Source organism: Egbenema bharatensis FJBBOT/2019, from assembly GCF_048077055.1.
Lineage (GTDB): Bacteria > Cyanobacteriota > Cyanobacteriia > Elainellales > Elainellaceae > Egbenema > Egbenema bharatensis.
The window spans coordinates 4003067-4015534 of the sequence record NZ_CP182236.1 but is presented as its reverse complement, the minus strand read 5'-3'; the positions used below and the strand labels follow the sequence as shown (position 1 = coordinate 4015534).

The 12468-nt window shown below is 50.0% G+C and carries 10 protein-coding genes and 2 pseudogenes; 3 read left to right on the top strand and 9 right to left on the bottom strand.

What is annotated here, in order from left to right; all coding sequences use genetic code 11:
* Positions 1 to 14: 14 nt before the first annotated feature.
* The 4 genes from ACM1PF_RS18590 to ACM1PF_RS18575 all read right to left on the bottom strand — a co-directional run bounded on the left by ACM1PF_RS18590 (position 15) and on the right by ACM1PF_RS18575 (position 3586).
* Positions 15 to 245, bottom strand: coding sequence for a glycosyltransferase (locus ACM1PF_RS18590; RefSeq protein ID WP_416666099.1), 231 nt, complete (start codon positions 243 to 245; stop codon positions 15 to 17).
* Positions 242 to 1327, bottom strand: a complete 1086-nt coding sequence (locus ACM1PF_RS18585) for a glycosyltransferase family 4 protein (RefSeq protein WP_416666098.1) — start codon at positions 1325 to 1327, stop codon at positions 242 to 244. The genes ACM1PF_RS18590 and ACM1PF_RS18585 overlap by 4 nt, the downstream gene beginning before the upstream one ends.
* Positions 1328 to 1451: 124 nt before the next feature.
* The gene (locus tag ACM1PF_RS18580; RefSeq protein WP_416666096.1) at positions 1452 to 2678 is read right to left on the bottom strand and encodes a DegT/DnrJ/EryC1/StrS family aminotransferase; all 1227 of its coding nucleotides are present in this window, start codon (positions 2676 to 2678) and stop codon (positions 1452 to 1454) included.
* Positions 2597 to 3586: an NAD-dependent epimerase/dehydratase family protein gene (locus tag ACM1PF_RS18575; protein ID WP_416666095.1), complete on the bottom strand. Its 990-nt coding sequence runs from the start codon at positions 3584 to 3586 to the stop codon at positions 2597 to 2599. The genes ACM1PF_RS18580 and ACM1PF_RS18575 overlap by 82 nt, the downstream gene beginning before the upstream one ends.
* A gap of 724 nt (positions 3587 to 4310) precedes the next feature.
* Between ACM1PF_RS18575 and ACM1PF_RS18570 the strand changes: the two genes are divergently transcribed.
* Positions 4311 to 5360, top strand: coding sequence for an alpha/beta hydrolase (locus ACM1PF_RS18570; RefSeq protein ID WP_416666094.1), 1050 nt, complete (start codon positions 4311 to 4313; stop codon positions 5358 to 5360).
* On the opposite strand, the pseudogene xdhB reads toward ACM1PF_RS18570, so the two are convergent.
* Positions 5350 to 7751: pseudogene (gene xdhB / locus ACM1PF_RS18565) on the bottom strand (xanthine dehydrogenase molybdopterin binding subunit). The gene ACM1PF_RS18570 and the pseudogene xdhB sit on opposite strands and share 11 nt — an antisense overlap.
* Positions 7748 to 9205: a xanthine dehydrogenase small subunit gene (gene xdhA, locus ACM1PF_RS18560; protein ID WP_416666093.1), complete on the bottom strand. Its 1458-nt coding sequence runs from the start codon at positions 9203 to 9205 to the stop codon at positions 7748 to 7750. The pseudogene xdhB and the gene xdhA overlap by 4 nt, the downstream one beginning before the upstream one ends.
* Positions 9206 to 9521: 316 nt before the next feature.
* Between xdhA and ACM1PF_RS18555 the strand changes: the two are divergent.
* Positions 9522 to 9602 (top strand): annotated as a pseudogene (locus ACM1PF_RS18555) (type II toxin-antitoxin system PemK/MazF family toxin); the annotation flags it as partial.
* A 14-nt stretch (positions 9603 to 9616) separates the two neighbouring features.
* The gene (locus ACM1PF_RS18550; RefSeq protein WP_416666091.1) at positions 9617 to 10531 is read left to right on the top strand and encodes an isopenicillin N synthase family dioxygenase; all 915 of its coding nucleotides are present in this window, start codon (positions 9617 to 9619) and stop codon (positions 10529 to 10531) included.
* Positions 10532 to 10657: 126 nt separating this feature from the next.
* Here the strand turns inward: ACM1PF_RS18550 and wrbA are convergent, their stop codons facing one another.
* The 3 genes from wrbA to ACM1PF_RS18535 form a co-directional block, all read right to left on the bottom strand.
* A complete protein-coding gene (gene wrbA / locus ACM1PF_RS18545) occupies positions 10658 to 11269 on the bottom strand; it encodes an NAD(P)H:quinone oxidoreductase (RefSeq protein WP_416666089.1) in 612 nt (203 codons plus the stop codon).
* Positions 11270 to 11557: 288 nt separating this feature from the next.
* A complete protein-coding gene (locus ACM1PF_RS18540; RefSeq protein WP_416666087.1) occupies positions 11558 to 11752 on the bottom strand; it encodes a heavy metal transport/detoxification protein in 195 nt (64 codons plus the stop codon).
* 358 nt (positions 11753 to 12110) lie between these two features.
* Entirely contained in the window at positions 12111 to 12323 is a 213-nt protein-coding gene (locus tag ACM1PF_RS18535; RefSeq protein ID WP_416666086.1) for a hypothetical protein, read from the bottom strand.
* Positions 12324 to 12468 lie beyond the last annotated feature (145 nt).

Sequence of the window (12468 nt, the reverse complement as noted above, 5' to 3'; positions counted from 1 at the left end):
TAAATGCTTGAATCCTACGGGTTCATGCCACTTAACTCAGGTTGCTTTTCTGGGAGTTGCACCTGGGACTCGTCGGTGGTGGCAGGCAGTCCCAACACTTCGCGGAAAATTTCCACGGTGCGATCGACCTTGCTATCCCAGTCAAAGTAGTTGCTTCTGACTCGCTGCTGACTGCCTTCTCCAAGCTGTTGCCGTAACTCAGGGGACTGAACCAACCGCAACATCGCCTCTGATAGTCCTTTCACAAATTCATCTGCTGAGGTGACATCCACACGAATGCCACAGGTGTCGTCAGCATAATCTCCCGGCCGGCCCAGTTAGCGGCAATCACAGGCAGCCCCATCGCCATTGCCTCTAGCATGGCACAACCACCACAGTCACCGATCGCGGGAACCAGATAAACATCACATTCCCGAATTAGAGCCGCCGCATCCTTCAACTGCATCCAGCCATAGAAATTCACCTGATCCTGAATGTTGAATTCAGCCACCTGCGCTTTGATTTCGTCATAGAGTTCTCCGCTGCCGATTAACTCCAAAACGGCATCAGTTTGTTCTGCAACTGTTTTGAAGGCTCGAATTAAAAACGGAATTCCTTTTTGCTCCACAAACCGTGCCATGTAAACAAAGCGTACCGGGCGATCGGCGGAAACTGGGGGGCGCGCGATGGGTTGCCATAGGGTCAGATCAACGCCACTTTCCACGACCGTATGCACCTTACCTTGATATCCTTTGGGCAGTGCTCTGGCTGTGCGATCGTTGGCAACCAGCAGGGCTGCGGCCTTTAGCTTACCGGGGAACATTCGGTGCGTAATTTGGGAGAACCAGCGGCCCAGTTGGGTGGAAAACCGCTTGGAGAATGGTTCCAGGTAGCGAAAATTGGGGGGAAATTCAATCCCGCCGCACATGGGGCCAATCACGACTGGAACGTCCAGATCATACAAACAGCTCAATGATTTGGGGGAAATAATCGATGGATCAAACACCAGATCGATGTTTAGGGTTTTCACCAATCGTTGGACGATCGGGCGCGTGTTGATTTGGGTGATCAACCGAACGATCTGACCCACAATCCGCTCATAGTTTTTGAGCGGACCTTCGTTTGTCCAAACACACAACTTCGACTGGAGTGACGTATCTTTGACAAAGTAGATCCGGTTGAAGGTTTCATCATCGTACCGTTGCCGCAGTTCATCGCGCACCCGATTATGGCAAACCATCCAGACATCAAGATGCCGTTCGCGTAGTCGATCGAAGTAATAGAGTGCGAGTGCTGCTTCTCCACTCATTTGCAAGGAGGCATTCTCAGCCGCAATCAATATTCTCATGATTTTGTTTCCTCATCAGTTTCAGCAAAAGATGCAAGCCTGGTTCGGGGGGCGAAACGTCAATGGTTCAGATCCTTGGTTTTTCGCAGGGTGGGCATTGCCCACCCACCTTACTTCAGTGTCTTCAATCCTTAAACCATTTGGAGAGTTCAGCGATCGTCGTTTGAACTTCCTCAGTAGTTAAGAACGGATGCATCGGCAGACTGAGAATTTTCTGGCAAAGCTGTTCAGTGGTTTTCAGATCTCCTGTGTGGGGTGAGACTCTACCCTGATATGCTCGCTGGAGATGAACGGGTAGTGGGTAGTGAATGGCAACGCCAACTCCCTGCTGTTTCAGGAAATTAAACAGGTTATCCCGCTGTTCCACTTGAATCACATACTGATGGTAGACATGACTGACATTCTCAGCGACCTGGGGTAACTGCACGGGTAAGTGGGCCAACTGGGTGGTATAGGTTTGGGCGATAGTTTGACGGCTTTGATTATCCCGATTGAGATACTTCAGCTTCACGCGCAAAATCGCAGCCTGGAGCACATCTAAGCGAGAATTCATCCCTGGAATATCGCTAATATACCGTTCCCGCCAGCCGTATTGGCGCAAGCTCTTGAGCCGATCAGCCAGGTCTTCCCGTTGCGTTACCACAATCCCAGCATCGCCGATCGCCCCTAAATTTTTAGTGGGGTAGAGACTGAAGGCAGCAATATCTCCCCAGGTGCCAATTTTGCGATGATCGAGCATTGCACCATGCGCCTGAGCACAATCCTCAATCACATACAGCCCATACCGTTGTGCTAGTTCCATAATGGCGGGCATATTGGCGGGATAACCATACAAATGCACGGGAATGATTGCCTTCAGCGTTCCCAACTCTGAGGACTGTTGCAGATATTGAATTTCCGCTTCCAGATGGTCAATATCGATCGTGAACGTCACCGGATCAATGTCGATGCAGATGGGTTTTGCACCCACCAGTTCGATCGCCGCTACGGTTGCCACTGCCGTATGGGAGACCGTTAAAACCACATCTCCTGCACCAACATTGCAGGCCCGCAAAGCAATTTCTAAGGCATCGGTACCGTTAGCAACGCTGACCCCGTAGGGAACGCCAATAAAGTCTGCAAATTCCTGCTCAAAGGCGGCAACTTCTTCGCCCAGAATATAGAAACCACTATCCAAAACCCGCTGAATGGCAGCATCAATTTCGGACTTATAGGCTAAATAGCTGGCTTTAGGATTCGTTTGTAAAATTGCTTTCTTAGGGGTGGCGATCATAAATAGTTCTCCAGATTTTGCTTGTAAAATTCGATCGTTTTCCGCAGTCCATCTTCTAAAGAAACTCGCGGCTGCCATTCCAAAACATTAGAGATATAGCTGTAATCACTGTAGTAATCTCCAATATCAATACGTTTCCGTTCAGGGGGAAACTCTCGAATGATATATTCACCGCCACCGTTCGCTTTGACCATCAGTTCTGCGGTGTCTTTGAGGCTAATAATGCAATCACCCCCCAGGTTAAAGATTTGTCCAACGGCTGCATCAGAAGTAGCTGAAAGCAAAATGGCATTCACAACATCATCGATATAGGTATAATCCCGAAGTTGCTCGCCCCCCCAGACTTCAAAGGGTTTGCCTTCCAGCAACAAACGAATCCATATTCCTAAAAAGGTTTGCCGTGCGTCCTTAATGCGCATTCCTGGCCCATAGGTATTGGTCAGGCGTAGGGCCGTCGATCGAATGTTATACACATTGTTATAGAGAATGTGATACCATTCTCCCGCCATTTTATTAATTCCATTCACATCGACGGGCCGCAGTAAATGCTTTTCATCTACGGGCAGATAATCGGGCTTACCGTAAAGTTGTCGTGTGCTGGTAAACACAATCTGAACATCGGGATTATATTTGCGGCAAGCTTCCAAAATTGATAATTGAGCGCGGCAGTTAATTTCTAAATCGATATAAGGATCGTGCATGGAATCCAGATGGCTCGTTTGTCCAGCCAGATTAAACAAGAAATCCTGATCGCGAACCAGATACATCAAACTATGTTCATCTCGAACGTCGGAAATGTTAACGGTTAACTGATCCTGAACATCAGCAATATTAATAAGATTTCCGCCATACTCTGGGATGAGGCTATCAACCACTAAAACTTTTGCACCCAATTGAATCAGCCGCTTTGCTAAGTTACTGCCAATGAAGCCCAAACCGCCAGTAATGAGGACTTTACGTCCTTTAAAGTCTGTTGGATACATCATAGTTAAAGTGCCAAATATCTTAATTAACCGGATTACAAGTCACTAAATGTCTGGAACAAATTGAATCTTTGAACCACTGGATAAGTTGAAACAGCCGGTGAAAAATTTGCACATCAAACTAACCCATCAAAAGATCGGTATTTTGATGAAATTTTTTAAAAAGATGAAACTGACGATCGCAATATTCTGGTTCAACCCAATCATCCACTAGCGCGATTACTAGTGTTCTGGCCCTACACCCTTGTAATTCTTAAATGGGAATCAGTTCAACCCAATGTTGCTTTCGGGTTACTACTTCATGCCATTCAAAAATCAGAAATAAATTGTATAGAAAGGAGCCAAGTGCTTCTATGTCGAATGGAGAGACTCAAATCCGTAGAGCATATCCCAACCAAACCAAAGCTGCGTCAAACGATACTGCACCACTTAACAATTGGACGTTTGATTATCGATACCCCTTCTAAACCTGATGGATGCAGTTCGAGTATCTACCCCACAAGATTTAGAAATTTAACTCAGGCAACAAAAGCAATTTCGGTATCTGCTATTACAGTATGGGATATTTACTGACTTGTACAGGACTACACAAGCTCTTTACACAAGAGCGGGAACAAAGTTAGAGTTGTATGAATTTTTTGTATCGAGAGTTACTTTTTGACCCTTGTTTGTACATAGGGAGCACTCAGCGAAACCCGCATTATTAGACTTTTATCGGTAACAAACCATGACTACGATTTACTTTGCTACAAACCGCAATCCTTTACCCCCTGAGGCTCCTACGGATTTTGGTAGTAGCTTCAGTGCCGATGGATTAGCGAATCTGCGCTTTGGTAAGGCAGAGGTTTCCCCCAACGCCAACACTCCCCCCCAAATTACCGTTGCCCCAGAAAACCTGTTTCAAGATCCGCCCCTGCTCGGTAGCGAAATCATTTTTGAAGAAGTTCGGCAGGAGATGCAGCAGCAGGCAGAAGATACCCTGATTTTTATTCATGGTTTCAATACGCCCTTTCACAGTGCCCTGCGTCAGGCTGCCCAGATCCATCAAATTCTCACCCAACCTGATGTCCTCAATCCTGAACCGTTGCGGCTGAATATGTGCGTGTTTTCCTGGCCGTCGGATGGCTCTCTCCTGCTCACCAATCCCAGAGCGCAGGATGTAGTGGCCTATCGAAACGATCGCCTGGATGCTGCTGCATCGGGGGCTGCTTTTGCCAGGGGATTTTTGAAGGTGGCAGACTTTATCGATTCCTGTCGGGGTGAAGCCTGTCTTCAACGCCTGCATTTGCTCACCCACAGCATGGGAACCTACGTGTTACGCAATGCTTTACAGGAAGTTCGTCTATTTGTTCCGAACCGACTGCCGCGAATCTTTGATCAGATTTTGCTGATTGCGTCGGATGAAGATGATGATGCCTTTGATTATGATCACAAACTGCGGTTATTGCCCCGGATCACCCGTCATACCAGCATTTACTTCAATCGTAATGATCTGGCTTTGTGGGCCAGCGATCGGATCAAAGGCAATCCCGCCCGCCTGGGAACGGATGGACCGCTGCAACCGCTCCAGCTTCCGCGCCATGTATTTCCGATCGACTGTACGGATGTGGTGTCTCGCCGCAATGATCCGACTTCCCACAGCTACCATCTCAACGTAGAGCGGGTGGCGATCGACCTGCGGCAGGTGTTGCGCGGTCAGTTGGCGGATGAAATTCCAGGACGCAGATACGTTCAGGATTCCAATACCTATCGCTTGCTGCCCAACGTTACGCCCTAGCTTCTTCTGCCTGGGGGGCTGCCACTGGCTCGATGTGGGGAATGTCTCCGTTGTTGGACTCGATGGGCTGGGCTGGGCTGGGGGCAGACTCCGGATCAGCCTGCTGCCGCACTCGTTCGATCGCCCAGAGGACGGCTTCTGGAGTGGCAGGGGAAGGCAGGGGAATATGGGAAGCGGCACCAAAGGCGGCGATCGCATCGCGGATGGCTTCCCGCACGGAAATGGCCAGCATCAGGGGCGGTTCCCCCACCGCTTTACTGCCATAGATCACCCCATCCTGGGCAGCCCGTTCCAGCAGGTGAATATTGAACTGTTCCGGCACTTCGCTGATGGTGGGAATCTTATAGGTACTGGGGGCAGCGGTGCGGAGTTGACCCTGTTCATCCCAGACTAGCTCCTCCATCGTCAGCCAGCCCATCCCCTGGACAAACCCCCCTTCAATTTGACCGCGATCGACCAGAGGGTTGAGGGATTCCCCCACATCATGGACAATATCCACCTGCCGCAGTTTGAAGGCTCCCGTAAAGCCGTCCACTTCCACTTCACTCACCGCCGCTCCATAGGCAAAATAATAGAACGGTCTGCCCTTCCCGGCTTTGCCATCCCAACTCAGGTTTGGCGTGCGGTAATACCCTGTAGCAGAGAGACTGACACGAGCGGAATAGGCATGTTCTACGACTTCTGTGAAGGAAATGCGATCGCGGGGATAGGTTTTGCAGTAAATCCAGTCGTCTTCAAACACTAATGCTTCAGGGGCATCCAGGTTCAGCAGTTGGGCCGCCAGGGGAGCTAATCGGGCCTTCAAAATTTCGCAGGCGTTTTTCACCGCTTGTCCGTTCAAGTCTGATCCGCTAGAAGCCGCCGTTGCCGAAGTGTTGGGCACTTTATCGGTGCTGGTGGGCATCATCCGAAAGCGATCGAGACTCACGCCCAGGGAACGGGCCGCCACTTGCAGCATTTTGGTGTGTAACCCCTGCCCCATCTCAGTTCCGCCATGATTCAGTTGAATGCTGCCATCCAGGTAAATTAGAATCAGTGCGCCGGCCTGATTGTATTGCACTTTGTTAAACGAAATGCCGAATTTAACGGGCGTAATGGCCAGTCCCCGCTTCTGGTAGGGATGGGATTGATTGAACTGTTCGACGGTCATTTTTCGTTCCGCAAAGTTGGCATTGGCTTTGACTTGATTCCAAACTTGCAGCGTCCGATTGTCGAAAATTTCCTGGCCGTAATGGGTGGTATTCGTTTCCCCTTCACCGTGATAAAAGTTGCGCTCGCGGACGGTTTCCGGTGGTAGATTCAGCGTGCGGGCAATGCGATCGATAATATCCTCAATCACTACCATGCCCTGGGGCCACCAAAGCCCCGGAATGCTGTATTGGAGACCTTGTGGGTACGAGCAATATGACCGCGCACCTCTAAATCAGGAATGTAGTAAGCATTATCAATGTGCAGTAACGCCCGCGATAGAACCGGAGGCGACAAATCCAAACTCCAGCCGCCATCGGAATAGAGATCGACCTCCAGGGCAGTCATCTCTCCAGTAGACCTAAAGCCGACTTTGTATTGCCCCAAGAACCCATGCCGCTTGCCGGATAGGGTCATATCATGCCATCGCTTCAGCTTGACCCGCACTGGAGATCCGGTTTTGTAAGCCGCTACCGCTGCTACTCCTGCATAGGGATTTGCCTGGGTTTCCTTGCCGCCGAACCCACCCCCCATTCGCAGGCAGGTGACGACGACTCGATTTTTGGGAATGCCTAAAATGCCAGCCACAACCCCCTGAGTTTCCGAGGGATGCTGGGTTGAAGCATAGATTTGATAATTGCCCTCCATATCGGGAATCACCCAACTGGCGTGGGTTTCCAGGTAGAAGTGATCTTGCCCGTTCATTTCCACCTCACCCTCCAGCCGATGCTCCGATCGCGCCAGGGCAGTCTCCGGCTCGCCTCGACGAACGGTTTGGGCACCCCCCTGCAAACTACCCGCCTGGATGGCCGCTTTAATCGACAGAATCGGCTCCAGGGGTTCGTACTCAACCACCACCTTTTCTGCTGCAATCCGGGCGACTTCCTCCGTTTCGCCCACCGTCCAGACGATCGCCTGCCCCCAATAGCTGACTTCCTCTGTGGGAAACAGAATTTCATCCTGGATAATCACGCCCGTGTTATTTTCGCCAGGGACATCCTCTGCGGTGAGAACCGTCACCAATCCCTCTACCTCGTAGGCTGGGGACACATCGATCGATTTAATCCTGGCTCTGGTGTGGGGAGAAACGACGGGATAGAGGGACAGCATACCTGAGGGCTGCCGCTGGTCGTCGGTGTAAATCGCTTTGCCCGTAACATGACCGATCGCACTTTCATGACTGTTGGGTTTTCCGGTACTCATTGACTCACCTCTGCTAGATCGGACATCGCATCTGCCATTTCCACAAAAAACTTTTCAAACAAATTAGCGACCAACAACTGGCGATATTCCGCACTGCCCCGCAAATCCGTTAGCGGCGTAAAAGTAGTGCGCAGGATCGGCTTGACCTGCTGTACCGTTGCCAGATTCCAGGGTTTGCCCACAAGCATTTCTTCAACTGCGATCGCCCTCGCTGGGGTCGCGGCCACTCCACCATAGGCAAGCCGAGCATGGAGGATGTGCTGCCGATCGTCCAGGTCAATCGTAAAAGTAGCTGCCACAATGCTGATGTCATCCGTGCCGCGCTTACCGACTTTATAAGACTGACTCAATCGCACAGCCGATCCCGGAGTCCAGGTTTTAGGAATTTTGACGGAGACAATCACCTCATTCGGCTGCCGTTCCGTTTGGCGATAGCCCTTGAAAAAGTTTGCCAGGGGCAGAACCCGCTCCCCATTCGCACTAGCCAACCGCACTTCTGCATCCAGAGCCAGCAAAACGGGGGGCAAATCGCCGATCGGGGAAGCTGTGCCAATGTTGCCGCCGATCGTGGCTCGGTTACGAACCTGACGGGCTGCGAACCAGTACAGCATTTCATCAAGGGCAGGGAATGTACCGCGCAGTGTCTCCTCAATATGGCTAAGGGGAACGGCTGCCCCAATTTCCACCCATTCTGGCATTTGCTGAAGTTGCTGCAACTCTGTGACGGCTTCCAGGGAGATTAAAACTGAAATGTGCTTGCGGTGGTGACTGAATTCCAGCCCCAAATCCGTACCACCTGCGATCAGTTCTGCATCAGGATACTGCTGAAACAACTCCAACACCTGTGGGAGACTCGTAGGACGATGGAACTGCTGCTGATTACCCTGATAGGACAGGGGAGCCAGGTCAGGTGTACTTTGCGCCAATTGCTGACTGAAGTGATCCTCACCGGGTAATTCCTGAGCAACCTGTTGAGCGGCTCTACGAATCGGCAGGTATCCCGTACAGCGACAGAGATTGCCCTCCACGCAAGCATCATCTACTTTGCGATCGTAGTAGGCTGCAAACAAACTCATAATGAAACCCGGTGTACAGTAGCCGCACTGGGAACCGCCGGTTTCTACCATAGCCGCCTGTACTGGATGCAAAGAACCGTTCGCCACGCCTTCCACGGTAATGATTTCTCGTCCTACCACCGCTCCCAGGGGAATCAAACAGCTATTTACCGCCTGATAATGGGGCTGACCATTGGGGTTCTTCCCCACCAGCGCAACGGTACACGCACCGCAGTCTCCATCCGCGCAGCCCTCCTTCGTGCCCACATATCCCTTCAGCCGCAGGTACTCCAGCAGCGTTAAGGTGGGGGAAACTTCCTGCAAGCGGGTTTGCTTACCGTCAATGGTCAATGATGCCTGTCGTTCTATTTCCTGGGTCACAGCTTCATCTGCCAGCACACCGTTCGTCCTTATCCTTTCAAATTAGTATTACAAACGGATGAAATTGCAACAATTTGAGTCATGAGATGATGACCAATCTTTGCTGCATACGGTATACATTGTGATGGTAAGGGTACAAGGTGAAATGTTAAATGGGATACCGTTTGTTGAGAAGCATCCCATTTTATGGAACGGGTAAAAATTAACCCACCCCTGCCCCTCCCCAGAGATGAACCCACACCTCTGTATATCCGATCGCCCTGCCCTGAGGTTAGTTGCGCTTGTTGTCTGAATATAATCTGAATATAACCAGGGTATAACTTGAGGATGGGTAGTGTACCGGGGAGAAATCTGGTGGGCGAACCTCCCCAATCCAGTCGGTTTTGAACCGGGATATCGTCCTGCTTTAGTGATTGCAAAACGTTTCAAATGAATCAAACCGATCGCCAACCCATTCCAGAAACCATTCCAGTCATTGACTTTCGCCCATTCCTTCAGGGCGATCGAGCGGTTCAAACTACGGTGGCAAAGCAGCTCTACCAGGCCTGTCAGCAGTCTGGCTTTGTCTACTTGCAACATAATTTACCGTCCGCTCAGATGGAACAACTGTTTGAGCAAATGCAGGGCTTTTTCAGTTTGCCGGAGTCTGTAAAAGCGCAACTGATGCGATCGCCGGAAACCAATTGCGGGTATGTTCCCGTGGCAGGAGAGCGGCTGAACCCGGAGCGTCCGGGCGATTGGAAAGAAGCACTCAATGTGGGACTGCAATCAACCTGGCTGCCAGGGCAATCGGAGTTTCAGCAGGTCGTTTCTAGCTTTTATCGAGACACAACGCAGTTAGCCTTTGCAGTCCTAAAAGCTTTTGCATTAGCCTTTGATCTACCAGAATTCTTCTTTACCAATCAGCATGGGCAAAATTTGTTTTTGCGACTGCTACACTATCCGCCCTTGGATGAATCGATCGCGGCACAGCAAATTCGGGCGGGGGAACACACAGATTACGGCAGCATTACCCTGCTCTTTCAAGATGACGTGGGTGGGTTGGAAATCTGGACAGGAAAAGAATGGATCGCGGCTCCAACCATTCCCCAGACGGTACTGGTCAACATTGGGGATGCGATGCAGCGATGGACGAATGATCAGCTACGTTCCACTGCCCATCGAGTCGTCAACCCCGTGGGAGTCACCAGAGAACGATCGCGCTATTCAGCGGCCCTATTCTGTGATCCCAATCCGGAGGTCATGATCACCTGTTTGGAAACGTGCTGTGCTGCGGATCGACCCCGCTACTCACCAATTCGCTATGATGCTTACCTACAAAGCAAATTCGCTGCAACGTACTAACTGCGACATATTAAGGATCATGAATTGAATCATCTGTACAGCGTTCTTCTTTGCTGACAGGGCGGGCAAGATGCTCACCCCACAAGAATTCCAAATTATTCAGTTCGCATTCCTAACTGCGGCATATTAACGAACTTTGGTTGCCACCTCTGCAACTCGCTGTCCAAGGGCTCGGGCAATGTCTAAATCCTCAGGTGCGGGCGACAATTCTCCCTTACCCCCTGCGATCGTGGTTGCGCCATAGGGAGTACCGCCGCGCGCTTCAGTATGATTCAACCCAGGGATGGAGTAGGGCGTTCCCACAATTAACATTCCCAGGTGAAGTAAGGGCACCATCATGGTTAGCAGTGTCGTTTCCTGTCCGCCGTGGGTTGAAGCGGTAGACGTAAAAACGCCCGCAGGTTTGCCCTCCATCTCACCTTTTAACCAGATACTGGCAGTGGAATCAATCAACTGCTTCATCTGCGCAGTCATATTGCCGTAACGAGTGGGAGAACCAAAAATCACGCCATCCGCCGATCGCAAATCATCCAATGTGCAAACGGGAATATCCTTTTGCTGCTCTCGCACCTGACGAGCGGCTTCATTTTCATCGATAACTTTATCTACCACTTCAAATTCTTGAACGCGGCAAAGTTTAGCATTCACACCAGAAACTTTGCTAGCTCCTTCCGCAACGGCTTGTGCCAATTGCAGTGTATGACCATACATCGAATAGTAGACAACTAAAATTTCCATTATTTTCTCAGTTTGGGACAACAGTTTAGACAAGATTTCGTGGATGACCAGGGTAGTCCAGATTCAGCTCTAATGAATGTAGACTGTGATTCATCTGCGAACATTCTGCGATCGGCTAAACGGAGCTTAGATGATCTTGAGATGAGCAATCGCAGGACAAGCACCGACTGGTTCTGAGTCCAGTTTCAAATCAACACCATCCTCTGCCGACTTTACTACCAGACGACATCCGTAAGAAACCCAGCCATGCTTCCAGAATGGGCGATCGCTCCGGTTGTAGCCCTGGTTTTAACCAATCTTGTGACCTGAAGCTGTAATTAATTGCTTAAAGGTTTCTTCGGAGGCTTCGGACTCAACCGTTACAATTTTCGTTTCCGCATTCACATCAATTTGCGCATCGGGTTCAGAGGTTAGCAAAACCTTTTTCAGTTCTTCTGCCGCTTTTGGGCTATCCAGGGTTGGAACGTTCAGTTTCAATGCCATGATCAGTACAACTCGTGATGATTAGCAATTCAGAGCTATTTTGAGCTTTACTCAGCAAAATTACATGACACGAAAGGTAGATTCTTTGTTAGTGCTATTCATAAAGGGTCAAGAAAAACCGTAGGTCAGTCCTTTCGGCTGCCAGTCTACGCAGGCAAGATGCCTGGGGTGTATCCCAGTTTTGCATTTGCATGACAAATCGTTCACCGGCAGGCAAGATGCCTGTGCGACGGAAATGAGTCTATTTGCCTCAATGGATGCTCCCGAATGCCTATGCTATGGTTGACTCGACCCGATGTATCGAATTTTGCTTCATCCTTTTACAAAAGTGGTGCGTATGCCCTTGCAGTTTGATCTTCTATCGCGCCTGGATACGAGGGGCAGCTAACTTTTCAGCGGAGTCTGCCAGTTCTTCTAAGGCTTCCGTTTGCTTTTCAATTTGTCTGGTTTGTTTCCGCAGTTCTTCTAATTGGCTGCTGTCAGACAGGGCCTTACTGGTATGAGGGATAAAGTATTCGCATCCCGTCAGTAAAAAGCAAAACATCAATCCAATAATCACTAAATAACGCATTATGGCTATCTCCTGTTCGTGTCAATTTCCGCCTTCATTCACCCTAAAAGGTCAATATCTGATTCGTCTCGATCGGCTCATCAGTGTATTGACCATAGCTTGAATGTCCGTCTCTCTTCTTCGTACTAAAGAGATAAGTCGGTAT

Coding starts and splice junctions, on each gene's coding strand:
- ACM1PF_RS18540 (WP_416666087.1), bottom strand. CDS start 11,752: ATGGCATTGAAACTGAACGTTCCAACCCTGGATAGCCCAAAAGCGGCA.
- ACM1PF_RS18580 (WP_416666096.1), bottom strand. CDS start 2,678: ATGGCAGCCGCGAGTTTCTTTAGAAGATGGACTGCGGAAAACGATCGA.
- ACM1PF_RS18550 (WP_416666091.1), top strand. CDS start 9,617: ATGAATCAAACCGATCGCCAACCCATTCCAGAAACCATTCCAGTCATT.
- ACM1PF_RS18535 (WP_416666086.1), bottom strand. CDS start 12,323: ATGCGTTATTTAGTGATTATTGGATTGATGTTTTGCTTTTTACTGACG.
- wrbA (WP_416666089.1), bottom strand. CDS start 11,269: ATGGAAATTTTAGTTGTCTACTATTCGATGTATGGTCATACACTGCAA.
- ACM1PF_RS18585 (WP_416666098.1), bottom strand. CDS start 1,327: ATGAGAATATTGATTGCGGCTGAGAATGCCTCCTTGCAAATGAGTGGA.
- ACM1PF_RS18570 (WP_416666094.1), top strand. CDS start 4,311: ATGACTACGATTTACTTTGCTACAAACCGCAATCCTTTACCCCCTGAG.
- ACM1PF_RS18575 (WP_416666095.1), bottom strand. CDS start 3,586: ATGATGTATCCAACAGACTTTAAAGGACGTAAAGTCCTCATTACTGGC.